The organism is Pseudomonas sp. 102515, assembly GCF_031085165.1.
Lineage (GTDB): Bacteria > Pseudomonadota > Gammaproteobacteria > Pseudomonadales > Pseudomonadaceae > Chryseomonas.
Genome location: NZ_JAVHTY010000001.1, coordinates 497,993 through 522,372, shown reverse-complemented (window position 1 = coordinate 522,372; position 24,380 = coordinate 497,993). Strand labels below are relative to the sequence as shown.

The 24,380-nt window shown below is 68.6% G+C and carries 22 protein-coding genes and 2 pseudogenes; 10 read left to right on the top strand and 14 right to left on the bottom strand.

Annotation, left to right across the window (positions count from 1 at the left end; genetic code table 11):
* Window positions 1–67: 67 nt before the first annotated feature.
* The 3 genes and pseudogenes from RCF34_RS02380 to RCF34_RS02370 all read right to left on the bottom strand — a co-directional run.
* Window positions 68–568 (bottom strand): annotated as a pseudogene (locus tag RCF34_RS02380) (efflux RND transporter permease subunit); the annotation flags it as partial.
* A 169-nt stretch (window positions 569–737) separates the two neighbouring features.
* Window positions 738–1,292, bottom strand: coding sequence for a ProQ/FinO family protein (locus tag RCF34_RS02375; RefSeq protein ID WP_308706728.1), 555 nt, complete (start codon window positions 1,290–1,292; stop codon window positions 738–740).
* 396 nt (window positions 1,293–1,688) lie between these two features.
* Window positions 1,689–2,288 carry an aldehyde dehydrogenase family protein gene (locus RCF34_RS02370; protein ID WP_308706727.1) on the bottom strand — a complete coding sequence of 200 codons (600 nt, stop codon included), beginning with the start codon at window positions 2,286–2,288 and terminating at the stop codon, window positions 1,689–1,691.
* A 49-nt stretch (window positions 2,289–2,337) separates the two neighbouring features.
* Here RCF34_RS02370 and RCF34_RS02365 point away from each other — a divergent pair.
* The 9 genes and pseudogenes from RCF34_RS02365 to RCF34_RS02325 form a co-directional block, all read left to right on the top strand.
* Window positions 2,338–2,460: pseudogene (locus RCF34_RS02365) on the top strand (GlxA family transcriptional regulator); the annotation flags it as partial.
* Window positions 2,461–2,640: 180 nt separating this feature from the next.
* Entirely contained in the window at window positions 2,641–4,671 is a 2,031-nt protein-coding gene (locus RCF34_RS02360) for an ATP-binding protein (protein ID WP_308706726.1), read from the top strand.
* A 200-nt stretch (window positions 4,672–4,871) separates the two neighbouring features.
* Window positions 4,872–6,098: an SfnB family sulfur acquisition oxidoreductase gene (locus tag RCF34_RS02355; RefSeq protein ID WP_308706725.1), complete on the top strand. Its 1,227-nt coding sequence runs from the start codon at window positions 4,872–4,874 to the stop codon at window positions 6,096–6,098.
* A gap of 4 nt (window positions 6,099–6,102) precedes the next feature.
* Window positions 6,103–6,459 (top strand): hypothetical protein, encoded by a 357-nt coding sequence (locus RCF34_RS02350; protein WP_308706724.1) that lies wholly within the window; start codon window positions 6,103–6,105, stop codon window positions 6,457–6,459.
* 12 nt (window positions 6,460–6,471) lie between these two features.
* Window positions 6,472–7,437 carry a sugar ABC transporter substrate-binding protein gene (locus RCF34_RS02345; protein WP_308706723.1) on the top strand — a complete coding sequence of 322 codons (966 nt, stop codon included), beginning with the start codon at window positions 6,472–6,474 and terminating at the stop codon, window positions 7,435–7,437.
* A complete protein-coding gene (locus tag RCF34_RS02340; protein ID WP_308706722.1) occupies window positions 7,434–8,972 on the top strand; it encodes a sugar ABC transporter ATP-binding protein in 1,539 nt (512 codons plus the stop codon). The genes RCF34_RS02345 and RCF34_RS02340 overlap by 4 nt, the downstream gene beginning before the upstream one ends.
* Entirely contained in the window at window positions 8,956–9,945 is a 990-nt protein-coding gene (locus RCF34_RS02335) for an ABC transporter permease (RefSeq protein ID WP_308706721.1), read from the top strand. Before RCF34_RS02340 ends, RCF34_RS02335 begins: the two co-directional genes overlap by 17 nt.
* Window positions 9,942–10,895 carry an ABC transporter permease gene (locus RCF34_RS02330; protein ID WP_308706720.1) on the top strand — a complete coding sequence of 318 codons (954 nt, stop codon included), beginning with the start codon at window positions 9,942–9,944 and terminating at the stop codon, window positions 10,893–10,895. The genes RCF34_RS02335 and RCF34_RS02330 overlap by 4 nt, the downstream gene beginning before the upstream one ends.
* Window positions 10,896–10,903: 8 nt before the next feature.
* On the top strand, window positions 10,904–12,307 hold the full coding sequence (locus tag RCF34_RS02325; RefSeq protein WP_308706719.1) for an LLM class flavin-dependent oxidoreductase: 1,404 nt from the start codon (window positions 10,904–10,906) through the stop codon (window positions 12,305–12,307).
* A gap of 22 nt (window positions 12,308–12,329) precedes the next feature.
* Here RCF34_RS02325 and RCF34_RS02320 read toward each other — a convergent pair whose 3' ends face one another.
* Both RCF34_RS02320 and RCF34_RS22915 read right to left on the bottom strand, forming a co-directional pair.
* Window positions 12,330–13,040: an SOS response-associated peptidase family protein gene (locus tag RCF34_RS02320; RefSeq protein WP_308706718.1), complete on the bottom strand. Its 711-nt coding sequence runs from the start codon at window positions 13,038–13,040 to the stop codon at window positions 12,330–12,332.
* A 284-nt stretch (window positions 13,041–13,324) separates the two neighbouring features.
* Entirely contained in the window at window positions 13,325–13,561 is a 237-nt protein-coding gene (locus tag RCF34_RS22915) for a hypothetical protein (protein ID WP_374941133.1), read from the bottom strand.
* 130 nt (window positions 13,562–13,691) lie between these two features.
* Between RCF34_RS22915 and RCF34_RS02310 the strand changes: the two genes are divergently transcribed.
* Complete coding sequence (locus RCF34_RS02310; protein ID WP_308706717.1) at window positions 13,692–15,893, top strand: OsmC domain/YcaO domain-containing protein; 2,202 nt, start codon at window positions 13,692–13,694, stop codon at window positions 15,891–15,893.
* A gap of 40 nt (window positions 15,894–15,933) precedes the next feature.
* On the opposite strand, the gene RCF34_RS02305 is transcribed toward RCF34_RS02310, so the two are convergent.
* The 9 genes from RCF34_RS02305 to RCF34_RS02265 form a co-directional block, all read right to left on the bottom strand.
* On the bottom strand, window positions 15,934–17,550 hold the full coding sequence (locus RCF34_RS02305) for a gamma-glutamyltransferase family protein (protein ID WP_308706716.1): 1,617 nt from the start codon (window positions 17,548–17,550) through the stop codon (window positions 15,934–15,936).
* A gap of 42 nt (window positions 17,551–17,592) precedes the next feature.
* Window positions 17,593–18,369: an amino acid ABC transporter ATP-binding protein gene (locus RCF34_RS02300; protein WP_308706715.1), complete on the bottom strand. Its 777-nt coding sequence runs from the start codon at window positions 18,367–18,369 to the stop codon at window positions 17,593–17,595.
* Window positions 18,370–18,371: 2 nt separating this feature from the next.
* Window positions 18,372–19,139, bottom strand: a complete 768-nt coding sequence (locus RCF34_RS02295; protein ID WP_308706714.1) for an amino acid ABC transporter permease — start codon at window positions 19,137–19,139, stop codon at window positions 18,372–18,374.
* 12 nt (window positions 19,140–19,151) lie between these two features.
* Complete coding sequence (locus RCF34_RS02290; RefSeq protein ID WP_308706713.1) at window positions 19,152–19,958, bottom strand: ABC transporter substrate-binding protein; 807 nt, start codon at window positions 19,956–19,958, stop codon at window positions 19,152–19,154.
* Window positions 19,959–19,999: 41 nt separating this feature from the next.
* Window positions 20,000–20,686 (bottom strand): GntR family transcriptional regulator, encoded by a 687-nt coding sequence (locus RCF34_RS02285; RefSeq protein ID WP_308706712.1) that lies wholly within the window; start codon window positions 20,684–20,686, stop codon window positions 20,000–20,002.
* 179 nt (window positions 20,687–20,865) lie between these two features.
* Window positions 20,866–21,693, bottom strand: coding sequence for a phosphodiesterase (locus RCF34_RS02280; RefSeq protein ID WP_308706711.1), 828 nt, complete (start codon window positions 21,691–21,693; stop codon window positions 20,866–20,868).
* A 9-nt stretch (window positions 21,694–21,702) separates the two neighbouring features.
* Complete coding sequence (locus RCF34_RS02275) at window positions 21,703–22,734, bottom strand: ABC transporter ATP-binding protein (protein WP_308706710.1); 1,032 nt, start codon at window positions 22,732–22,734, stop codon at window positions 21,703–21,705.
* On the bottom strand, window positions 22,731–23,525 hold the full coding sequence (locus tag RCF34_RS02270) for an ABC transporter permease subunit (protein WP_308706709.1): 795 nt from the start codon (window positions 23,523–23,525) through the stop codon (window positions 22,731–22,733). Before RCF34_RS02270 ends, RCF34_RS02275 begins: the two co-directional genes overlap by 4 nt.
* A complete protein-coding gene (locus RCF34_RS02265) occupies window positions 23,522–24,379 on the bottom strand; it encodes an ABC transporter permease (protein ID WP_308706708.1) in 858 nt (285 codons plus the stop codon). Before RCF34_RS02265 ends, RCF34_RS02270 begins: the two co-directional genes overlap by 4 nt.
* Between the last annotated feature and the right edge of the window lies 1 nt (window position 24,380).

The window sequence follows — 24,380 nt, the reverse complement described above, 5'->3', positions numbered from 1 at the left end:
CGCGAGGTGTACAGCCTCGCCGCCGGCCCCTCGCCCGCCTGTCCTGGCGCTGGCCATACAGCAACCCCTAGCGCACCGGGATCAGCCCCAGGGTCACCAGGGTGCCCAGCGCCAGGCCGCCGATCATGCTGATGACCATTCCCGGCCAAAGCGGGCCGGCAAAGAGCATCAGCGGGATGAGACCGAGGATGCAGGTGAGCTTGGTCATGATGATCGGCCTCAGGCGCTCGCCGGCGGCGTCGAGCAGCGCCGGGACGAGAGGCTTGCCGGCCTGGCGTTCGGCCTCGATGCGTTCGAGCAGCAGCACCGCGTTGTTGACGATGATGCCGGCCAGGGACAGCAGGCCGAAGGTGGCCATGAAGCCGAAGGGAGGGCCGCTCAGCCACGGCGCCAGGGCCACGCCGATGAGGATGAAGGGGATGCTGGCGACGATGATCGGCACCTTGCGCCAGGAATCGAATTGCCAGAGGAACAGTAGCAGCGTGGCCACGGCGGCCAGCGGCAGGTAGCGCAGCAGGGCGTCGTTGGCGGCGGCGGCATCCTCGCTCTCGCCGCCCAGCTCCAGGCGCTAGCCGGGCGGTAACTGCGCCATCTGCGCGGCGCACCAAGGCCGCATCGTCGCCCTGGGGGGCGAGGGTGGGGGCACGGTCATGCGGATCGAGTTGCCGGGACACCGGTCCTGGCGCGGCGGGCACCTGGAACGACTGCCCCCGTCATGGCGACGGGGGCAGCGGGGCTCAGGCGGAGGCGTCGTCCGCGGGGGCGGCGACCGCTTCGACCGCATCGACTGCTGCGCCCTTGGCGGGCGCAGCGGTTTCCGCCTTGGCCTTGGCCTGCTCACGGCGGGCCTGGGCGCGCTGGCGACGTGCCTGCTGCTTGGCATAGACCGCCTGGGACGCTGTCACGGTGCCAGCCGGCTGGCCATCGAGATCCAGGCGCGGTGCGTTTTCGGTCATGGCCGCCCAATAGCGGGTGCCGCGACACCAGGTGGCGATCGACTGCTTGAGCTGGTCGCCGGTGATGCCCAGGCGCTCCAGGTGCTGCTCGGCGTCTTTCAGGATGCCTTCCTTGAGCGGTACCTTGGGCGCGGGATTGACCGGGAAGGCCAGCGGGAAGTGCTTTTGCAGACGGCGGATGCCTTCGACCACCGGATCCTGCTCGCGGGGCTTCTGCTCGCGGGGTTTGGCTTTCGGTGAAGGTCTCCGCGCCGGCCGCTCGTTGCTTTCGGTCTTTACCTGCGCTTTTTCGGCCCGCAGGCGGTCGCGTAGTTCAGCTAGTTGCTCAAAGCCCATCGTTCAGCTCACCGCTCCAATAGAATTCACGTGCAAGGGTAACCCATGCCGGGCTTGGACCGCGCCGATTGCAGATCGGCACGCCCAAGGCTGGCGGCCCGTCATTCTAAAGGCTGGTATGCCACTCGTGCATCCTTGGAAGCGTCATTCCCGGCGGATGGTGTGCCCTGCTAGGCGTTTCCTTGGTTCTGTACGCAGGTCGCGAGCGAAGGTGAGGGGAGTTGAAACGACCAAGGGGAGTACCCGCTCAAGGCGGGACCAAAGGGTGAGCGCTGCCGAATCAAAAAGGTGAGGAAGCGCAGTTTACGTGGGGTAAACGAGCATTCCGACCGGGCTGGCGATCCAGGCCTTTTTCCACGAAGCGTCGCCGATGCGTAGGCACTTCTCGTACTGGACCTAGCCGCCTCCGGTCAGGCGCGACACCCACTGCGCCAATCGCAGCTTGAACGGGGAATAGGGCGGCAGCAGCAGACGGACCGCCAGCAGCGGACCGGCGGCGAGCACGCTGCGCTCGTGGGAGAAGGTGCGAAACCCCGCCTGGCCATGGGCGCTGCCGCTGCCGGAGTGATTGACACCGCCAAAGGGCAGGTGCAGCTGGGGGTACTGCTGCATGCACAGATTGAGGCCGACGCTGCCGGAGCTGGTGCGGGCGACCACCCGCCGCTGCACTGCGCGACCGCGACTCCAGAGATAGAGTGCCAGGGGCTTGGGACCGGCGTCGATGCGCTGCAGCACCTCCTCCAGGTCGTCGTAGGCGATCACTGGCAAGAGCGGACCGAACAGCTCCTGGCCGTCCAGGGGGCTGTCGATGGCCGAGCAATCCAGCAGGGTCGGGGCGAGGTAGCGCCCGGCCGCGTCGTGCGCGCCGCCATGGATCAGCTGCGCACCGGCCGCCCGGGCCTGTTCGAGCAGCCCGATCAGCTGGCTGGCGTGGCGCGGGTGAATGAGCCGGGCGTAGTCGGGACTGGCGGCGGCATCGGTCCCGTAGCGCTGCACCAGCAGGGCGCGACAGCCCTCGTTGAAGGCCAGCCGCCTGCCGCTCGAACGGGTCGCCTGGGATGTCGGTTACAGCGATCCGGGCGCCTTCCGCAAGGTCTTCACCCGTGTCGTGGGGCTGAGTCTGGGGGACTACCGGCGACGCTTCGGGGGTGCTGGCCCCGGGCGGTGAAACCGGGGCGCATCCCGCCGCCATGCCGGGCGTTCGCTGCTGGCGACTCGTCTCGTTGGTTGAACCAAGCGCCCGCAGGTGCCCTCCACACCAGTAGAAACGTCAGCGAAACGATCCCAACGGCAAGGCCGTCGATCCCTTCGCTGCATGCTCGGCGCTGATTAGACCCTGCAGGTGTTCATGAACCAAGATCCAGACTTCAAGTTGCTGTTCGAAGCACTTCCCCAGCAGATCCTGGTACTCACGCCCGGCCCCGATTTCATCATGATGGCCGCCAACGAAGCACGGCTGCACGGCACCCAGACCCGGCGAGAAGACTGCATCGGCCGCTCGGTCTTCGACGTCTTCGGCAGCAATCCGGACGACCAGTCGGCGTTCGGGGCGGGGGTTCTGCGGGCGTCGCTGGAGCGGGTCATGCGCACCCGTGAGCCGGACCGCATGGCCATCACCCGGTACGACATCCCGCGCCCCGCCCGCGTGGGCGGGGGATTCGAAGAGCGCTACTGGAGCCCCCTGAACATACCCGTGCTGGATGCGCGTGGCGAGCTGCGCTACATCATCCATCAGACCGAAGACGTCACCGAGCAGGTGCTGGGGGAGCAGGGCTCCAGTTCCACCCTGCAGCACGCCGACGAACGTTTTCGTGCCGCCTTGCTGGCGTCGGAAGCGGGCATTTTCGACTGGTACCTCGATGACCGGCAGTTCTACTGCGATAACGTCCTGCAGCAGTTGTTCGGCTTGCCCGGCGTCCTGACCGGTGCGCCCATCGAGGGCTTTCTCGAACGGGTCCACGTCGCGGATCGCGCCGTGGTCCGGGCCGCGCTGAGCGAATGTCTGCAGGGCAAGGACTTCGCCGTGGAATTCCGGCTGAGCCGGGATGCCGGAAACCAGTGGCTGCTGGGCAAGGGCCACGTCTTCAGGGATTCCGCCGGCAGGCCTTCCTACGTCACCGGCACCTGCGCGGACATCACCGCGCGCAAGCAGGCCGAGAAAGCCTTGCATGACCTCAACGAGACGCTCGAAGCCCGGGTGGCGGCGGAGGTGGCCGAGCGCTCGCGGGTGGAGGACACCCTGCATCAGGCGCAGAAGATGGAGGCGGTCGGTCAGCTCACCGGCGGCATCGCCCACGACTTCAACAACCTGCTCACCGGGGTCATCGGCAGCCTCGAGTTGATGCAGCGGCGGCGGCGCAGTGGCGACGGGACCGAGGACGAGCGCTACATCACGGCGGCGGTGACCTCGGCGCAACGCGCGGCAGCCCTTACCCAGCGTCTGCTGGCCTTTTCCCGCCGGCAGACCCTCGATCTGAAACCCCTCGAGGTCAATCCTCTGGTGGCGTCGCTGGAAGACCTGCTGCATCGCACCACCCGGGAAGACATCACGATCCATACGCACTTGGCGGCAGGTCTGTCGCTGGTGCGAATGGACGCCAACCAGTTGGAAAGCGCCATCATCAATCTGGCCATCAACGCCCGCGATGCCATGCCAGACGGCGGCACCATCACCATCACCACCGCCGCCGTGCAGCTCACCGCGGAAGAGGGCGCTGCCCTGAACGTGGCGGAAGGCAACTACATCAGGCTCACGGTGGCCGATACCGGCGTGGGGATGACACCCGAGGTGCTAGCCAAGGTCTTCGAGCCCTTCTACACCACCAAGCCGATCGGTCAGGGGACGGGCCTTGGGTTGTCCATGGTGTATGGCTACATGCGCCAGGCCAGAGGCGCGGTACGCATTCTCTCCCGGCCGGGGAAGGGCACCCAGGTGCAGCTGTACATGCCGTGCCTGGGCGGCGAACTGGACCTCCTGCCCATCGAAGAAAGCCGCAGCGCCCCCCTTGGCGTCGGCGAAGTGGTGCTGGTCGTCGAGGATGAGGTCGTGGTGCGGTCCCTGATCGTGGAGGTGCTCGGCGAACTCGGCTATCAGACCCTCGAAGCCGGGAACGCCCAGGAAGCCATGCCCTTCCTGGAAAACCCCCAGCGCATCGACCTGATGATTGCCGACGTCGGCCTGCCCGGCATGAACGGTCGCCAACTGGCGGACCTGGCCCAGGCCAATCGGCCGGAGCTCAAGGTGCTGCTGGCGACCGGCTATGCGGAAGGCTCGGACGTGGAGGGTTATCTCGCCGCCAACATGGAGATCATCACCAAGCCCTTCGCCATCGAGGCCCTGGCCAACAAGATCAGCGAGATGCTGAATCCGGCCGGTTGAGGAGCGCCCTGGGGGCAGTCTCACGGCTTGCCCGTGCTGTTCCCCAGGGCTGTCCGCCAGGCAACAGTTGTCTGCTGAGGTGTCTGGCCAGCGACTTTCAGGCACCAGGAAATTTATACAAGTCACTGATAAATAGCGAATTTTAAGCGATGGCACAGCTCGTGCTCCAGCTCGGGGATTACCTCCAAGGGAGTCCCCGCATGGCCGTCGCTACCTCGCCCAATACCTTTCCCCGCGCTGTCCCCGAACGTCCTGCCACGCGCTTGCGCGACGCCGCCGAAGCGCTCGATGTCGCAGCGGTCCTGGCGGAGGATTTCGCCCGCGAGGCGCCCAGTCGCGATCAGGAGCGCCGCCTGCCCTGGGCCGAGATCGAGCGCTTCTCGGCCAGTGGTCTCTGGGCCATTACCGTGCCGCGGTCGTTCGGCGGTGCCGGGGTGGGATTCGGCACCGTGGCGGAAGTCATCGCCCGGATCTCGGCGGCCGATCCATCGCTGGGCCAGCTACCGCAGAATCATCTGGGCGTGGTCAACAACCTGCTGCTGACCGGCAGCCCGGACCAGCAGCGCTACTATCTCGGCCTGGTGCTCCAGGGCTATCGTTTCGGCAATGCCTTCTCCGAGGCGCGCAGCAAGACCGTCACCCAGTTCGAGACGCGCATCCGCTTCACCGGGGACACCGCCTGGATCGATGGCGAGAAGGCCTATTGCACCGGAGCGCTGTTCGCCCATGTGGTCCCCACGGTCGCGCTGGACGACGAGGGGTTGGCCCATCTCGCCCTGGTACCGCGCGATGCCGGTGGCCTGACGGTGATCGACGACTGGGACGGTTTCGGCCAGCGCACGACCGCCAGCGGTCGGGTGCAGCTCAAGGGCGTCAATGTCCGGCGCAGTGCGGTGGTGCCGGCCTGGAAGGCCTTCGAGCGGCCGACGGCGGACGGCCCGGTGTCCCAGATCATCCAGGCGGCGGTGGATGTCGGCATCGCTCGCGGCGCCTTTGCTGCCACCCTGGCCGCTGCCCGAGTGGCACGGCCCTGGACCGACAGCGGACTCGAGCACGGCTGGCAGGATCCGCTGGGCCAGGCGCTGATCGGTGACCTGAGCTGGCGTCTGGCCGCCGCCGAGGCCTTGCTGGAAGAAGCTGGAGTCGCCGTCGACAGGGCACTGGCAGCGCCATCCGCGGCCAGCGTCGCCGAAGCCTCGGTAGTGGTGGGGCAGGCCAAGGTCGCCTCCACCGAGATCGCCCTGGCCGCCGCCAATCGCCTCTGTGAGCTGGGCGGCACCCGCAGCGTCTCGGCGCGCTTCGGCCATGACCGCCACTGGCGCAATGCCCGTACCCACACGCTGCACGATCCGGTGCGCTGGAAGTACCACCTGATCGGCAACCACCTGCTCAACGGCGTCGAGCCGCCCCGTCACGCCTGGAATTGATGCCATGACCGATCTCACCCCTGTCATCCACGCCGAACTCGCCTTCGCCGAACAGGTGCTCGCGCACCTGCGCGAGGCGCTGCCCCAGGACGCCCGCGCCCGCGATCCGCTGGTGATCGCCGCGGTGGGTGACCTCCAGGTGCGCCTGGCCGCCGCGCGTGCCCTGCTGCGTCCGCACCGCGGCGAGGACGCACCGGTACGCCAGCTCCAGCTGCGCCTGGCCACCGACCACGCCCGCCAGCTCGCCGCCGAACTCCAGCGCGAATGGCTGACGGAAGCCCCGGCGCCCCGTCGGCCCGGTCCGACCGTTCGCGACCTCCGGCGCCTGCTGGGCGAGCACCACCTGACGATCACCGACTAGAAAAGGACTGCCATGTCACTGCGTACACTGCTCCGTTCCCTCCTGCTGGTGCCGCTACTGGCCACGGCCGGGCTGGCGTCTGCCGACGAGATCCCCTCGCTGGCCGGCAAGCGCATCGCCATCAGCATGACCGGCACCAGTCACTACTTCGATCTCAAGGCCTTCCAGGCCCAGGTGGAAGAGGTCAAGCGGCTGGGCGGCACGCCCATCACCCTGGACGCCGGTCGCAACGACAAGAATCTGGTGACCCAGCTGCAGACCCTGGTGACCCAGAAGCCGGACGCGGTGATCCAGACCCTGGGCACCCTGAGCGTGATAGACCCCTGGCTGCGACGCATCCAGGCGGCCGGCATCCCGCTGTTCACCATCGACGCGCCATCCCGATACAGCCTCAACAACACCACCTCCGACAACGCCGCCGCCGGGCGGGAGCTGGCCGAGCAACTGGCGAAGGACACCGGCGGCCAGGGCGACATCCTGGTGTTCAACGGCTTCCAGGGCGTGCCGGTCTGCGCGATCCGCTACGCCGAGCTGCGCAAGGTGCTCGACGCCCATCCGGGACTGAAGATCATCCAGCCCGAGTTGCGCGATGTGATCCCCAACACCGTGCAGGACGCCCGTGGCCAGATCGCGGCGCTGCTCAACAAGTATCCCAGGGGGCAGATCGCCGCCATCTGGTCGGCCTGGGACATTCCCCAGCTCGGCGCCAGCCAGGCGCTGATCGAGGCTGGCCGTACCGAGATCAAGACCTATGGCGTCGACGGCACCCCCGAGGTGCTGGAGTTGCTCAAGCGCGGCGACAGTCCGGTGGGCGCGGTGGTCGCCCAGCAACCGGCGCTGATGGGCCGGACCGCAGTGCGGAACGTCGCCCGTTATCTGGCGGGTGCGCGCGATCTGCCCAAGGAGACCCAGGTGCCGACCCTGCTGACCAACCGCGCGAACCTGGACCAGGTCGCGGCGCTGCGAGGTGATCCATGAGAACGACGATCCTCGAGCTGCAGGGTATCTCCAGGCGTTATGGCGCCACCCAGGCGCTGGATGGCGTGGACCTGACCCTCAGGGCCGGCGAGATCCACGGGTTGATCGGCGAGAACGGTGCCGGCAAGTCCACCCTGATCAAGGTGCTCGGTGGCCTGGTGACACCGGATACCGGTGAGCTGCGCTTGCATGGCGAAGCCCTGACAGGCGCAGGGCCGCGCGAGTTGGCCCGCCGTGGCATCGCCATCATCCACCAGGAACGGCTGCTGCCGCCCAACTTCACCCTGGCCGAGGCGCTGTTCTTCGGGCAAGAGCGGCGCCTTGGCCCGCTGCTGGATCGCCGTGGGCAGGAACGGACGGCCGAGCGGCTGCTGGCCGAGCGCTTTGGCCTGGACTGCCGCGCGCGAACCCGGGTGGCGGAACTGAGCAGCGCCGAACAGCAACTGCTGCAGATCAGCCGGGCGCTGCTCGGCACCCCCAAGGTGCTGGTGCTCGACGAACCCACGGTGGCCCTGGCCCATGGCGAGCTGGAGCGCCTGCTGACCCTGCTGCGCCAGTTGCGTGACCAGGGGCTGGCCTTGCTCTATGTGTCCCACTATCTGCAGGAAGTCGAGCGGCTCTGCGATCGCGCCACGGTACTGCGCGGTGGGCAGGTGGTGGCGGAGGTGAAGCCCAGCGTGACACCGGCAGCGGCCATGGCGCGGTTGATGATCAATCGGGACCTGGGCGAGGCCTATCCCAAGGCCCAGGCAGCGCCGGGCGAGGTGCTGCTGGAGACTCGCAGGCTGGGCCGTCCGGGCGCCTTCGGCGAGGTCGACCTGCAGGTGCGCCGCGGCGAGGTGGTCGGGGTGGCCGGCCTGGTCGGCGCGGGCGCCAAGGAGCTGCTCAAGACGCTGTTCGGCCTGTTGCCTGTGGCCGAGGGCGAATTGCTGCTGGACGGTCGCCCGCACCGCTTCGCCAGTCCCCGCGCGGCGGTGCGGGCGGGCCTGGCGCTGTTGCCGGAGGATCGCCGCCAGCAGGGCGTGGCCCTGGATCTCACCGTGACCGAGAATCTCACGCTGGCGGCCCTGGAGCGTTTCAGTCGCTTCGGGCTGCGGTTGCCAGGGGCCGAGCGTCGCGCCGCTCGCGGGCTCCGCCAGGCCCTGGACATCCGCACCCCGGACCTGGACACCCCGGTGCGGCACCTGAGTGGCGGCAACCAGCAGAAGGTCGCCCTGGGCAAATGGCTGGCCCGGGACGCGCGGCTCTATCTGCTCGACGAACCCAGCGTGGGCATCGATCTCGCCGCCCGCGCCGAACTCTATCGCCAGGTCGCCCGGTTGGTGGAGCAGGGCGCCGGCGTCCTGATCCTGTCGGTGGATCTGTCCGAATTGCTCAACCTCTGCGACCGCATCCACGTGATGCACCGTGGTCGCCTGCTGCCGGCACGTCCGGCGGCCGAGGTGAGTGCTGAGGATCTCCTGGCTACCGCCACCGGAGCCAGCGAATTGCCCGCCAGACAGCTGCGGAGGGCGGATCTTGGCCTCGTCTCCTGAGCGGTTGTCGATACCGGTCCCGACCTGGCGCCCTGACCTCTGGCGCCATGGCGCACTGCTGGCCTTCGCGGTGATCGCGGCCCTGTTCGCCTGGCGTGCGCCGGGCTTCCTCGGGGCGGGCAATCTGGCCAACATCCTGGCCCAGGCCGCCATTCCCGGCATTCTCGCCCTCGGCCTGACCCTGGTGATCGTCGGCGGCGGGGGCAACGTGCTCGGCGGTGGCCTGGACCTCTCGCTGGCGGCCAATCTCGGGCTCTGCGCGGCGCTGCAGGCGACCCTGGTCAACGCCGGCTGCGGCGCACCGCTGGCCATCGGCTTGACCCTGGTCTGCGGACTGCTGGTCGGGGCGGTCAACGGCCTGACGGTGACCCTGCTGGGCCTGCCGCCGCTACTGGCCACCCTGGCCAGTCTCAACGTGGTGGCCGGTCTGGAACTGTTGCTGAGCGAGAATACCGTGCTGCCGGCCAGTGCGACCTGGCTGGATCTGCTGGGCCTCGGCAGCTGGCTGGGCATTCCGGCAGCGGGTTGGGTGCTGCTGGTGACCGCCCTGGCGCTGGCGGTGCTCCTGCAGCGAACCCCCTATGGGCTGCGCCTGGCGGCGGGGGGCGACCATCCCGAGGCGGCCCGCGCCGCTGGTCTGCCGGTGCGCGGGCTGGTGTTTTCCAGCTATCTGCTGGCCGGCGGCTGCGCGGGCCTGGCGGCGCTGCTGTCGGTCGCCTGGTTCAGCGGCAGTACCCCAGGGTCGGCCGAGCTGCTGCTGCCTGTCGTGGCCATCGCCTTTCTCGGCACGGTGTTCTCCTGGCGCTCGCAGCCCAGCGTCGGCGGCACCCTGCTGGCCGCTTTGCTGGTGGGCATGCTCGGCAATGGCTTCCAGTTGCTCGGGGTGAGCAGCTTCCTGGTCAATGGCGTCCAGGGCGCGTTGATCCTGCTGGTGGTCGCCGCGGCCAGCCTGCGCCAGGAGGGCCGGCAATGAACGCGACCCTTTCCCTCGGCCGGTCCGGCCTGCGCCTGGCGTTGCCGCTGCTGTTCCTGGCGCTGGTGATGGTCTTCGCCGTGGCGGCGCCCGGGTTCCTCAGCCAGGGCAACCTGCTCAGCCTGTTGCTGAACAATGGCCTGGTCCCGGCGCTGGTGGCCCTGGGATTGACCTATGCCATCGCGGCGGGTGGTATCGATCTTTCGGTGGGTATCGCCCTGGATCTGGCGGCCTTCGGTTGCATCGCCTTGCTCAACGCCGGTTGGCCGCTCGCCGTGGCGCTCGCCGGCGGGGTGGGACTGGGCTTGCTGGTGGGGCTGGCCAACGCCCTGCTGGTGGCCGGCGTGGGGCTGTCGCCGTTCCTGGCCAGCCTGGGCGTGCTGTTCATCGGTACCAGCCTGCAACAGCTGCTGTCCGAGGGCGGCCTGCCGCTCTACCTCAAACCCGAATGCAGACCCTCCACAAGCAACTGGCTCGGCGTACCGGCGGCGGTCTGGGCGGTGGTGCTGCTGGCGCTGCTCTACGGGGTGGTAATGGCTCGTGGCCGCCTGGGCCGCGCCCTGCTGGCCCTGGGCAGCCAGCCGCTGGTGGCGCGCCATTCGGGGCTGGCGCTGCGCCGCCTGGCGCTCTGGACCTGCCTGGCCACGGCCCTGGCGGCGGCGGTCGCCGGCATCCTGCTGGCGCTGCGCATAGACGCCTATGTGCCGCTCTCGGGCAACGCCTACCTCATCAATGGCATCGGCGCCGTGTTCATCGGCGCCAGCCTCAATCGCCACGGCCGGCCCAACGTCCCCGGCAGCCTGCTGGGGGTACTGCTGCTGGCGGTTACGGCCAACGGCCTGCTGCTGGTGGGGTGGAATTTCTACTGGCAACAGGTGGCCACCGGGCTGCTGATCCTGCTGGTGCTGACCCTCAACCAATTGGCGCGGCGCCGCGACGCGTCGTGCTAGGAGTCCCCATGTCCCGCGAAATCCGCCTCAATGCCTTCGACATGAATTGCGTGGCCCACCAGTCGCCCGGACTGTGGCGCCATCCGCGCGACCGCTCCTGGGAGTACAAGGATCTCGAATACTGGACGGACCTGGCGCAATTGCTCGAACGCGGGCTGTTCGACGGCCTGTTCATCGCCGACGTCCTCGGCCTCTACGACGTCTACGGCGGTGGCCCGGCGGCCACCCTGCGCGAGGCCACCCAGGTGCCGGTCAACGATCCCCTGGCGCTGATCACCCCCATGGCGGCGGTGACCCGTCACCTGGGCTTCGGCCTCACCGCCTCCCTGAGCTTCGAGCATCCCTATCCCTTCGCCCGCCGGCTTTCCACCCTGGATCACCTGACCAAAGGGCGCATCGGCTGGAACATCGTCACCTCCTACCTGGAAAGCGGTGCGCGTAATCTGGGCCAGTCCGCCCAGGCCGATCACGATGCCCGCTACGACTACGCCGAGGAATACCTGCAAGTCGTCTACAAGCTGCTGGAAGGCAGCTGGGAAGAGGGCGCGGTACTGCGCGACCGCGCCTCCGGGCGCTTCACCGACCCGGCCAAGGTGCACCCCATCGGCCACCACGGCCGGCACTTCCAGGTGCCCGGCTATCACCTCTGCGAACCCTCGCCGCAGCGCACGCCAGTGCTCTACCAGGCCGGCGCCAGCAGCCGTGGCCGGCAATTCGCCGCGGAGCACGCCGAGTGCGTCTTCGTCGCGGCGCCGTCCAGGACGGTGCTCAAGCAGACCGTGGCCGACATCCGCCGCCGGGCCGCCGAGGCCGGTCGCGATCCGCGCCAGGTGCTGATCTTCAACCTGCAGACGGTCATCGTCGGCGAGACCGATGCCCAGGCGCGGGCCAAGTGGCAGGACTACAAGGGCTATGTGAGCTATGAAGGCGCCCTGACGCTGATCTCTGGCTGGACCGGTATCGACTTCGCCGCCTACCGCCCGGACCAGGTCCTCGAGCACCTGCACACCAATGCCATCCAATCGGCCGTGGAGGCCTTTTCCACCGCCGATCCCACCAAGCAATGGACGGTGCGGGAGCTGGCCGACTGGGTCGGCATTGGCGGTTTCGGGCCGCTGCTGGTAGGCAGCCCGGCGACCGTGGCGGACGAGTTGCAGAGCTGGGTCGAGGAGACCGACGTCGATGGTTTCAACCTGGCCTACGCCGTGACCCACGAGACCTTCGCCGACGTGGTGGAACTGCTGGTCCCGGAACTGCAGCGGCGCGGGGTCTACAAGCGCGCGTACCAGCAGGGCACGCTGCGCGAGAAACTTGGCGGCGCCGGGCCGCGGTTGCCAGAGAACCACCCGGCCGCCGACTATCGCGACCTGGCGCGGCAGCGGGAGGGCAGTGCGATACGGGTACCGGCCTAGATCATCAGGCCTGGCGCCTCACTCATACCAGCGGCTCTACGATCCGTTCCAGCAATTCAGGACCGTCGTTCTTCACGCTGCCCACGGCCTTGCCCACCGGGTACCAGTCGAAGGCGTCCACGGGCGTGCCTTCGACCTCGCCGATCTCGGTGGCGCGTTCCATGGGCAGCTCGGGGTCCAGCCACTCGCGCGCCACGGTGGGCGGCAGGACCAGCGGGCGGCGGTCGTGGATGTCGACCATGCCGGCATCGGCAGCAGCGGTGACGATGACGAAGCCGTCATCGTCCTGAGGCGCCCGGTCGGCCGGGCGGAAGTGGCCGATGGCGGCGAAGAACAGCGGCTCGCCAGATTTCAGCCGGATGAAGTAGGGCTGCTTGAGCTTGGGGTCTGCGGGGTCCTTCTTCCATTCGTACCAGCCGTCGGCGACCACCAGGGCACGGCCGTGCGTCCAGAGGCTACGAAACATCCGGCTGGTGGCCGCCGTCTCGACACGCGCGTTGATCACCGGTGGCCGCTTGGCCTGGCGCGCCCAGGCGGGCTGGTAGCCCCAGAGCACTGGCTCCAGGTGCAGGCCATCGGCCTGCTGGTGGAGCAACTGGACCCGGGTGCCGGGTGCCACGTTGTAGCGACCCAGGGCGCGGGGTTCCAGGCCGCTGCGGACGTCCGCCGGGGCGGCGCCCAGGGCGTCCAGGTAATCGAGGGCATAGCGGTACTGGGCAAAGCGACCACACATGGCGGACTCCTGAAAAGGCGTGCGGGCAGCCGAGGTATCCGGCTGCGCCCGGGCGGTTGAGGTGCTTCGAATGAGGGCACCGCCCTTAGGATGGGACCCTGCCGCCCGCTCGAAGTACCCGCCCCGGGCGTCGTCCAGACGGCAAGGGCGGAGCCGCTCAGCCAAGCAGTGCACTGGGGGGTCGCGATAGCCGGGCAGCGGGCGCCCCAGCAGCCGGAACAGCCGGTCGCGATCGCCGGGTTGCGGGAGCATGCCGTCGCTGACATGGCGCTCGGCCACGGGTCTCATCTCGGAGGCCATCCAGTGAAGTAGGTGGGCCGCAGGGTGGTGGGGCCGAAGCCCATGGCCGCAAGCATGCGTTCACCGCCGAATGTCACCGCGAAGTGCGGCACGTCGACCGCGGTGTCGGCGCCGAAGTCCGAGAGGTAGACGACCTGCTCGACGCTGACCATCCTTCGCGGCGATTGCAGAGCCCCAAGGTCGAGGCCTTCGTCGACGTCCTCTGCGCGCGCTATCCGCATGGGTCCCTTGTGCTGGACTAGGGGAGGCCGAGACCGGGTCCGCTGACCACGAGACGACAGCCTGCGTATCACCCTCGGCCCTTTGTCCGGATAATGGCGGCCACTCTGTCTCCAAACCGGAATGCTGTGCATGGAAATCAAGGTCAATTTTCTCGACAACCTGAGGCTCGAGGCCAAGTTCGACGACTTCTCGGTGATCGCCGATCAGCCCATCCGCTACAAGGGTGACGGCTCGGCCCCGGGGCCCTTCGACTATTTCCTGGCGTCCTCGGCGCTCTGCGCGGCCTATTTCGTCAAGCTCTACTGCCAGACCCGCGACATCCCCACCGACAACATCCGCCTGGCGCAGAGCAACATCGTCGACCCGGAGAACCGCTACAAGCAGACCTTCAAGATCCAGGTGGAGCTGCCCGCGGATCTCTCCGACAAGGATCGCCAGGGCATCCTCAGATCCATCGACCGCTGCACGGTGAAGAAGGCGGTGCAGGCCGGCCCGGACTTCATCATCGAGGCGGTGGAGAGCCTGGACGCCGATGCCCAGGCCCTGCTGCTGCCCAGCGACAGCGGCAGCCAGACCTACATCCCCGGCAAGGACCGGCCGCTGGAAGAGACCATCGCCAAGCTCTCCGGCATCCTCGCCACGCTGGGCATGAAGGTGGAGATCGCCTCCTGGCGCAACATCGTGCCCAACGTCTGGTCGCTGCACCTGCGCGATGTGCAGTCGGCGCTGTGCTTCACCAACGGCAAGGGCGCGACCAAGGAAGCCGCCCTGGCCTCGGCGCTGGGCGAATTCATCGAACGCCTCAACTGCAACTTCTTCTACAACGACCAGTACTGGGGCGAGGCCATCGGCCAGGCCGCCTTCGTCCACCATCCCGACGAGCGCTGGTTCCAGCCGGGGCCCAAGGATGCGCTGCCCCGGGAGATCCTCGACCGTTACTGCCGCAAGCTCTATGACCCGGAAGGCGAGCTGCGCGCCTCGCACCTGCACGACACCAATTCCGGCAACGTGGCACGCGGCATCTGCGCGCTGCCCTTCGTGCGCCAGTCCGACGGCGAGGTGGTGTACTTCCCCTCGAACCTGATCGAGAACCTCTACCTCAGCAACGGCATGAGCGCCGGCAACACCCTGGCCGAAGCCCAGGTGCAGTGCCTGTCGGAAATCTTCGAGCGGGCGGTGAAGCGCGAGATCCTCGAAGGCGAACTGGCGTTGCCCGACGTACCCGAGGCGGTGCTGGCGCGCTATCCCGCCATCGTCGAGGGCATCCGCGGCCTGGAAGCCCAGGGCTTCCCGGTGCTGGTCAAGGACGCCTCCCTGGGGGGTGAATTCCCGGTGATGTGCGTGACCCTGATGAATCCGCGCACCGGCGGGGTGTTCGCTTCCTTCGGCGCCCATCCGCGCCTGGAGATCGCCCTGGAGCGCAGCCTCACCGAACTGTTGCAGGGCCGCAGCTTCGAGGGCCTCAACGACCTGCCGCAACCTACCTTCGAGAGCCAGGCGCTGATGGAGCCGAACAACTTCGTCGAGCACTTCATCGACTCCAGCGGCCTGGTCTCCTGGCGCTTCTTCAGCGCCAAGGCCGACCATGACTTCGTCGACTGGGATTTCTCCCATGAGGGCGAAGATTCCACCGCCCAGGAGGCCGCCACCCTGTTCGGCATCCTCGCCGAGCGGGACCTGGAAGCCTACATGGCGGTGTACGAGGACCTGGGCGCGCCGGCCTGCCGCATCCTGGTGCCGGGCTATTCGGAGATCTATCCGGTCGAGGACCTGATCTGGGACAACACCAACAAGGCCCTGGCGGTGCGCGAGGACATCCTCAACCTGCACCGCCTGGACGATGCGGCCCTGCAATCCCTGCTCGAACGCCTGGACGCCACCCAGGTGGACGACTACACCCGCATCGCCACCCTGATCGGCGTGGAGTTCGACGAGAACACCGTCTGGGGCCAGTTGACCCTGCTGGAACTCAAGCTGCTCATCCACCTGGCACTGCGGCAGTTCGAAGAGGCCAAGGAAGAGGTGGAGACCTTCCTGCAGTTCAACGACAACACCCTGGAGCGTGGCCTGTTCTACCAGGCGCTCAATGCGGTGCTGGAAGTCGAGATGGACGACGAACTGGAATTGGCCGACTTCGAGGTCAACTTCCGCCGGATGTTCGGCAGCGAGCGACTGGACGCTGCCCTGGGATCGGTATCGGGCGAAGTGCGCTTCCACGGCCTGACGCCCACCAGCCTCAAGCTGGAAGGCCTCGACAAGCACCAGCGCCTGATCGACAGCTATCGCAAGCTGCACGCGGCGCGGGCCAGGGCGGCCGGCATCGCGCTCTGACGTCGCGCCCCGCCCGGACCTAGGCGGGTTTTCCCGGCGGTCAGCAGACCGCGATATGGGAATCCGCCCGCGGCTCGGTGCCGCCGCAGAGCACACCGGTCTCGGGGTCGCGGACGATGATCTGGCCGCGACCGAAGTCGGTGGAGTCGTGGGCGATCTCGATCTGGTGACCGCGCCGCGCCAGGCCACTGGCCAGGGCGCGCGAAGCCGCCTGTTCGATGCCGACCTTCATATCCCCCAGCCACTGCCAGCGCGGCGCGTCCAGCGCCGCCTGGGGGTTCAGGCCGAAGTCCACCAGGTTCATCACCATCTGCACATGCCCCTGGGGCTGCATATAGCCACCCATGACGCCGAAGGGGCCGATGGGCACGTCACCCTTGCTCAGGAAGCCCGGGATGATGGTGTGGAAGGTCTGCTTGCCCGGCGCCAGGGCGTTGGAGTGCCCGGCATCCAGGCTGAATTCCGAACCGCGATTCTGCAGGCCGATACCACTGTCGGGCAGCACCACGCCGGAGCCGAAGCCGTGGTAGGCGCTCTGGATGAAGGACACCATGTTGCCCTCGCCATCGGCAGTGGCGATGTAGACGGTGCCGTTGGCCTGGGGATCGCCATGCAGCGGCGGCTGGGCCTGGTCGGTGATCTCGGCGCGACGGCGGTCGGCGTAGGCGTCTTCCAGCAGCACGCTGGCGGCGACCCTCATGTGCTCGGGATCGGTGATGTAGTGCAGGCCGTCGGCATAGGCCTTCTTCATGGCCTCCAGCTGACGGTGCCAGGTGAGCTGGCTGTCGCGCTGGTCGAAGTCATAGCCCTTGAGAATGTTCAGGGTCATGAGGGCGATCAGGCCCTGGCCACTCGGCGGAATCTCCCACACCTGATAGCCACGGTAATCGACCTTGATCGGCTCCACCCAGCGCGGCTGGTAGCCGGCCAGGTCCGCTGCGCTCAGCTGGCCGCCGCTGGCCGCGGCATGGTCCGCCAGGCGCTTGGCGATGGCGCCCCGGTAGAAGCTCTCGCACTGGGTCTGCGCCAGTTCCTCCAGGGTGCGCGCCTGGGCCGGATTGCGGAACAGCTGGCCGGCGACCGGCGCCTGGCCGTCGATGAGGAAGGTGTCGAACCAGGCTTCCAGTTCCGCTGCCTTGGCGCGGCTGGCCTGGTATTCGGCCTGGGCGATACGCCACTGGTGGGCGACCACCGGCGAGACCGGAAAGCCATCGCGGGCCAGGGCGATGGCGGGCTCGAACAGGGTGGCGAAGGGCAGCTTGCCGAACCGCCGCGACAATTCGGCCCAGGCCGCCGGGCAACCCGGCACCGTGACCGGCAGCCAGCCGTGCACCGGCATGCGCTCGTGGCCGGCGGCCTTGACCGTGGCGATGTCGAGGCTGGCCGGGGCATGGCCGCTGGCGTCCAGGCCGTGCAGCTGGTCCTTGATCCAGACCAGGGCGAAGGCATCGCCGCCGATGGCATTGCCGGTAGGTTCCACCACGGTCAGGGTCGCGGCGGTGGCGATGGCCGCGTCGACGGCGTTGCCACCCTGGCGCAGCATGGTGATGCCGGCTTCGGCCGCCAGCGGCTGGGAGGTGGCGACCATGCCATTGCGCGCGAAGACGCTCTGGCGTTGCGAGGCGTAGGGGTAGTCGTGGGCGGAGAAATTCAGCATGGCAGGCTCTTCGTTTTCCATCGGGTATCGGTGTGCTTCGGCTCAGAGCACGCGACTGAGGAATTCGCGGGTGCGCGGATGGGTGGGATTGCCGAACACCTGGGCGGGCGGGCCTTCTTCGATCAGTTCGCCCTGGTGCAGCACCACCACGCGATCGGCCACCTCGCGGGCGAAGCCCATTTCGTGGGTCACCACCACCATGGTCATGCCGTCCTCGGCCAGCTCCTTCATCACCTGCAGCACCTCACCGACGGTTTCCGGGTCGAGGGCGCTGGTGGGTTCGTCGAACAGCATGGCCTGGGGCTTCATGGCCAGGGCGCGGGCGATGGCGACGCGCTGCTGCTGGCCACCGGAGAGTTGCGCCGGATAGTGCTCGGCCTTGTCGGACAGCCGCACCCGGGCGAGCAGGGCGCGGGCCTGCTCCACGGCGGCGGCGCGCGCTACGCCCAGCACCTGGATCGGCGCCTCGATGATGTTTTCCAGCACCGTCATGTGCGGGAAGAGGTTGAACCTCTGGAACACCATGCCGATGTCGCGGCGGCGGCGGGCGATGTTGCGCTCGGAGTCCCTGACTCTCGATCCGTCGGGACGCTCGCGAAAGCCCATCAGCGCGCCGTTGACGCGGATGCTGCCGCCCTGGATGTCTTCCAGGTGGTTGAGGCAGCGGATGAAGGTGGTCTTGCCCGAGCCGGAGGCGCCGATCAGCACCACCACCTCGCCGCGGCGCACCTCCAGGGTCACGCCCTTGAGGATCTCCAGCTCGCCGAAGGCCTTGTGCACCTCCAGCGCCTGGATCACGGGTTCTTGCGTGGTCGTCATGGCTAGCGTCCCCGTAGCTTGAAGCCCTGCAGGCTGAACAGCCGGCCGGTGGCGGTGGGTCGCTGACCGTCGGCCTTGCCGAAGCGCCGCTCCAGCCAGGCCTGGAAGAAGCCCCAGAGGGTGGTCAGGACCAGGAAGTAGATGGCCACCACCAGGTACAGCTCGAAGACGCGGAAGGTCGCCGAGGTGATCATCTGGGTGCTGAGCAACAGCTCCTGCACCCCGATGACGCTGACCAGGGTGGTGTTCTTGAGCATCACGTTGAACTCGTTGCCGAGCGGCGGAATGATCACCCGCAGCGCCTGGGGCAGCACGATGCGGCGCATCAGCTTGGCCGGCGTCATGCCCAGGGAGCGAGCCGCCTCGTACTGGCCGCGATCCACCGCGCCGATGCCGGCGCGGATGATCTCGGCCATGTAGGCACCTTCGTTGAGACCCAGGGCGATGATGGCCGCCTGGATGTTGCCCGGGATCACCAGCAAGCCCAGGTCCAGGTCCTCGAAGCGGAAGATGCCGCCGGCCGCCAGGGCCGTGTAGAGGAAGACGATCTGCACCAGCAGCGGCGTCCCACGCATCAGCCAGACATAGCCGCGCACCGGGTATTGCAGCGCCCGGTAGCGCGACAGCCGCGCCAGCGCCGCCAGCAGGCCGAGCGCGCAGCCCAGCAGCATGGCGCCGATGGCGATGACGCAGGTCAGCCCGAGGCCGTAGAGGTAGACGTCGCTCGGGTGCAGCAGGTACTGCCAGAACACATCCCAGCTGAAGTTCATCGTGGCCTTCCCTTAATCGAGCTTGTCGCCTTCCAGGTGCCACTTGGCCATGAGGGTGGCGTAGCTGCCATCGGCCTTCATGTCGGCGAGGATCTGGGTGAGGGCGCTGCCGAGCTGGCTGTCGTCCTTGCGCACGCCGATCCCGGTGAGGATGCGGGCGAAGGCCGGCACGCCGGTCTCGAACTGCCCAGGCGCCACGCCCTGGTAGTAGGCGGCGGTTTCCACGGTGGTGCCGTAGGCGTCGGCCTGGCCCAGGCGCAGGGCCTGGAAGGCGTCGGTGTCGCTGTTGTAGGCCACCAGCTTCATGGGCGCCTTGCCGGCCTTCTTCAGCTCCTCGTTGCGGGCGTCGAGCAGGGTACGGATGGTGGAGCCATTTAGCACCGCCACCTTCTTGCCGGCGAGGTCGTCCAGGGTATGGATGCCGGCCTTGTTGCCCGCCGGCACCACCACCGCCTGGCTGGAGTACATGTAGTTGACGATGTCGATCACCTGGCGGCGCTCGGGTTTGTCGAACAGTTGGTCGATGAGCAGATCGCACTGGCCCGCCAGCAGCGCGGGGATCAGGCCGGAGAAGGGCACCACGCGCCAGTCCACCTTCTTGTCGCCGAGACGCTTGGCGATCTCGGCGCCGAGGTCGACGGTGAGGCCCTTGGGCTTCTGGGCTTCGTCGAAGAAGCCGATCGGCGGGGTATCGAGGGCGCCGCAATAGGTGATCTTGGACGCCTTGGCCAGGCGCTCGGGGATCTGCGGGGCGGCCTGGGTGAAGCCGGCGACGAGGGTCAGGGCGAGCAGACTGCAGGAAAGCCGGTGGCGGGTCATGGTCTTCTCCGGAAGGACGGGGGTTGGGCAGGGCGGATGGCTCAGCGCGGGGGCGCACTTCGGGTCTGGTCGCCCGATCGTTCGATGAAGGTCAGCAGGTCGGGGACCGTGCCCTCGATGTGCTCGCGCAACACCCGCTCGGCCGCGGCGGCATCGCCGGCGCGCAGGGCGGCGAGGATGGGCGCGTGCTCGTCGCGGGCCGACTGGGGCCGGTCGGCGTGTAGCCAGAGCTGCATGTGCGGCTCGATCAGGGCATAGAGGCCGTTGATCTGGCGCAGCAACCGCGGCCGGCCGGCCAGGCTGCACAGGTATTCGTGGAAGGCGCGGTGCTGGGCGACCCAGGCGCCGGGTTCCTGCTCGTCGTCCAGGTCTTCCAGCAGGCGTTCCAGTCGCGTCATCTCCCGCGGGCCGACATGGGGCGTGGCCAGGCGGATGGCCAGACCCTCGAGGGCACTGCGCATCTCGAACACCTCGCGCATGTCGTCCAGGTCCAGGCCGCTGACCACCGCGCCGCGGTGCGGCCGGAGGATCACCAGGCCTTCGGCGGCGAGGCGCTGGAAGGCGCTGCGCACCGGCATGCGACTCATGCCCAGGGTGGTGGCGATGTCCTCGGCGATCAGCCGTTCGCCATTGCGATAGTGCCCGGCGCAGATGGCCTGCAGCAGATGGCGATAGGCCTCTTCTTCGGCGCTCAGGGCGGTGGAGCGGGACAGGGCGGAGAGCGGCATGGGCTGGCTTCCTGGATTTTTGTATCCAATCTGCCAAGGCAAGGCTCATGCCAGGGCGCCCAGTGCCCGCCAGCGCTGGGCCGCGGGTCAGGGCAGTCCGGCACCGGCGTTACCTTTTGCACCAGCCTGGGTCGCAGTTGCCGCCGCCTTGCTACCCCAGGACCCGAAACGGGGCGGCGTCAGTCCAGCAACTGGCCGTCGGCGGAGAAGAAGGGATAGGGCCCGGGATAGTTGCCCAGCGGCAGATGGTGGGTCACCAGGGCCTCGTCCGCCCAGCGATGCAGCAGGAGGCCCGGCGGTTCCAGGCGGAAGCGCGACGGCGCCGCCTCGCGCAGGTCCAGGTCGACCTGGTGCGACACGCCCGGGCAGACGCAGGCCAGGGTGCCGCCGAAGCGGCGCTGGATCAGCCGGTGCAGATGGCCGCAGAGCAGCCGTTCCACCTGGGGATGGCGGCGGATCACCGCTTCCAGCTCGGCGCCCCCCGCCAGGCCGATGCGATCCATATGGCCAATGCCGACCGGGAACGGCGGGTGATGCAGGAGCACCAGGGTCGGCTGCGCGGGCGCCTGGTTGAGCTGGTCGTCGAGCCAGGCCAGTTGCGCGGCGTCGAGACGCCCCCCGTGCTCGCCGGGGATATGGGTATCCAGGCCGATCAGCCGCAGCGGGCCGCAGTCCTGCTGCCAGTCCAGGGTGCCCTGGGCCGGCAGATAGGGGTGATCGGCGAAGGCGGCGCGCAGGGCGGCGCGGTCGTCGTGATTGCCGGGGATGACGAAGAAGGGCATGGCCAGCTCGGCCAGCACCTCGCGCAGGGTGGCGTACTCCTCGGGGATACCGAAGTCCACCAGGTCGCCGGTGATGACCAGGGCATCCGGGCGCGGCTGCAGGGCATTGAGGCGGTCCACCGCCAGGTGCAGGGCGCCGAGGGTATCGACCACCCCGTAGGACAGCCGACCGCCGGCCTTGATGTGCAGGTCGCTGAGCTGGGCCAGCAGGAAGGGCGCGTGCATGGGGATCTCCTAGGACGCGAGGGTGAAGAGGGCGTCGGGGCGCACGTTCAGGTGCAGCAGGTCGCCCGGTTGCGCCTGCAGGGGCTGGGCGGTGTCCACCAGCAGCGGCTGGCCGGTGCCCACCTCCACCAGCAGCCTCGAATGGGCGCCTTGGAAGAAGTGTCCGACCAGGATGCCGGTGAGGTGCGCGGGCGTCGCGCTCGGCTCCAGGTGTTCCGGGCGACAGAATAGGGTGCTGGCAGCGCCCGTCCAGGGCAGGCGTCCGCCGGCCACCGCCACCTCGGCGTCGGTCTGGCCGCGGACCTCGAAGCGGTTGAGCTGGCCGACGAAACCGGCGACGAAGCGACTGGCCGGGCGCTGGTAGATCTGCGTCGGGGTGCCGATCTGGGCGATGCGGCCTTCGCCCATCACCACGATGCGATCGCCCAGGGCCAGGGCTTCCTGCTGGTCGTGGGTGACGTAGACGGCGGTGGTGCCGAGTTCGCGCAGCAGGGCGCCGATGTCGGCCCGCAACTGCTCGCGCAGCTGGGCGTCCAGGGCCGCCAGGGGTTCGTCGAACAGCAGCACCCGGGGGCGCGGCGCCAGGGCCCGGGCCAGGGCGACACGCTGGCGCTGGCCTCCGGACAGCTGCTGGATGCGCCGCTCGGCCAGGGCCTCGAGTTGCATCATGGCCAGCAGCTCGGCGACCCGGGCATCCCGCTCGGCGCGCGGCAGGCCGCGGATCTTCAGGCCATAGCCGATGTTGCCGGCCACGTCCAGGTTGGGAAACAGGGCGTAGTTCTGGAACACCATGCCGACGTCGCGGCGCTCGATGGGCAGGCCGGTGACGTCACGCTCGTCGAACAGCACCTGGCCGCCGGCATCGGGCTGCTCCAGGCCGGCGATCAGCCGCAGGGTGGTGGTCTTGCCGCAGCCGGAGGGGCCGAGGAACACCAGGGTCTCGCCCGGGTGGATGTCGAGGTCCAGGGGCTGCAGCACCTGGCGGCCTCCGGCGAAGGTCTTGGCGCAGTGGCGCAGGCGGACGGCGGTACCTTGGGTCATCGCAGGGCTCCACGGGAGAGGCGGGCGCTGAGGGCCTGGAGGGCGACCAGCAGCGGCACGATCAGACAGAGGAAGATCAGGGTGTAGGCGGAACCCACCTCCAGCCGCGCCGATGCGTAGCTGTCGGCCAGGCCCACCGGCAGGGTCTTGGTCAGGGGCGTGTGCAGCATCCAGGTGAGGTTGAATTCACCCAGCGACAGGGTGATCACCATGAGGCTGCCGGCGAGGATGCCGGCGCGGGCATTGGGCACCACCACCCCGAAGAAGCTCCGCCAAGGACCGGCGCCCAGGCTGGCCGCGGCTTCCTCCAGCAGCGGCAGCTGGCTGCGCCTGAGCACCGCCATCACCGGGCGGATCAGGAAGGGCAGGGTGAACAGCAGGTGGCCGACCAGGATGATCGCCGGGCTGCGGCGAAAGCCGCCGAGGTGCCCGTAGGTCAGCAGCAGCGCCAGCGCCGAGGCGAAGCCGGGCATGGCCACCGGCAACACCAGCAATTCCTCGAAGGCGCGGGCGAAGCGGTTGTCCAGGCGCACCAGGGCATAGGCCGCCGGGACGCCGAGCACCGCCGCGAAGGCCGCCGTGCCCAGCGCCAGTTGCAGCGACAGCCAGACGGTGGGCGCATAGGCCTGCCAGACCTGCAGCACCCAGTCGAGGGTGAGGCCGCTGGCAAGGCCCTGGAAGTAGTTGCGGGTGAGGCCGGCCAGCACCGAGAGCAGCACTGGCACCAGCAGGAAGGCCGCCACCAGCAGGGTGAACAGCAGTTGCAGCCAGAAGCGCAGGGGTCGATTCATCGCAGGTCTCCCTGGACGCCGCCGAGGCGCCGGGCCAGCAGCAGGACCAGCCAGGTGACGAGGCCGAGCACCACCGAGAGCGCCGCGGCGACGCCGAAGTTGGCGAAGTTGGTGAAGGTGTCGTAGATCGCGATGGGCGTCACCGCCAGCCGCGTGCCGAGGGTGAAGGCGGTGCCGAAGGCGCCCATGGCGGTGGCGAAGCACAGCGCGCCGCTGGAGAGCAGCGCCGGGGTCAGGCCGGGGACCAGCACATCACGCACCACGGCGAAGAGTCCGGCGCCCAGGGAGCGGGCGGCTTCTTCCAGACTGGTGTCGAGGGTCTCGCAGGCCGCCATCACAGTGAGGATCACCCGCGGGATGGAGAAATAGAGATAGCCGAGAAACAGCCCGAACAGCGAATAGGCGAACACCCAGGGCTCGCCGAACAGGCTGCGGCCGAGACCGGCGAACAGGCCCTGGCGGCCACCCAGCAGGATGATCAGGAAGCCCACCACCACGCCCGGAAAGGCCAGCGGAAAGGTCAGCAGGGCCACCAGCAGGCTGCGTCCGACGAAGGCATGACGCGCCAGGAAGCAGCCGGCGATGCCGGCCACCAGCAGGGTGGCCAGGGTGGTGACGGCGGCCAGGGCCACCGTCTGGGCGAGTCCGGACAGATAGCCGGCGCTGGTCAGCACCTGCCAGTAGCCGGAGCTGCCAGCGGCGTCCGGACGCGCGCCGAGCACCAGCAGCTGTGCCAGCGGCAGCAGCCAGAAGGCCAGCAAAAAGGCGCTCGCCGGTGCCAGGGCGACGAGCACGGGCCAGGGCAGCCGGCGCGGCACCCGGCGGCGCCCGAAGGAAACGGCGAGGCCCTGCATC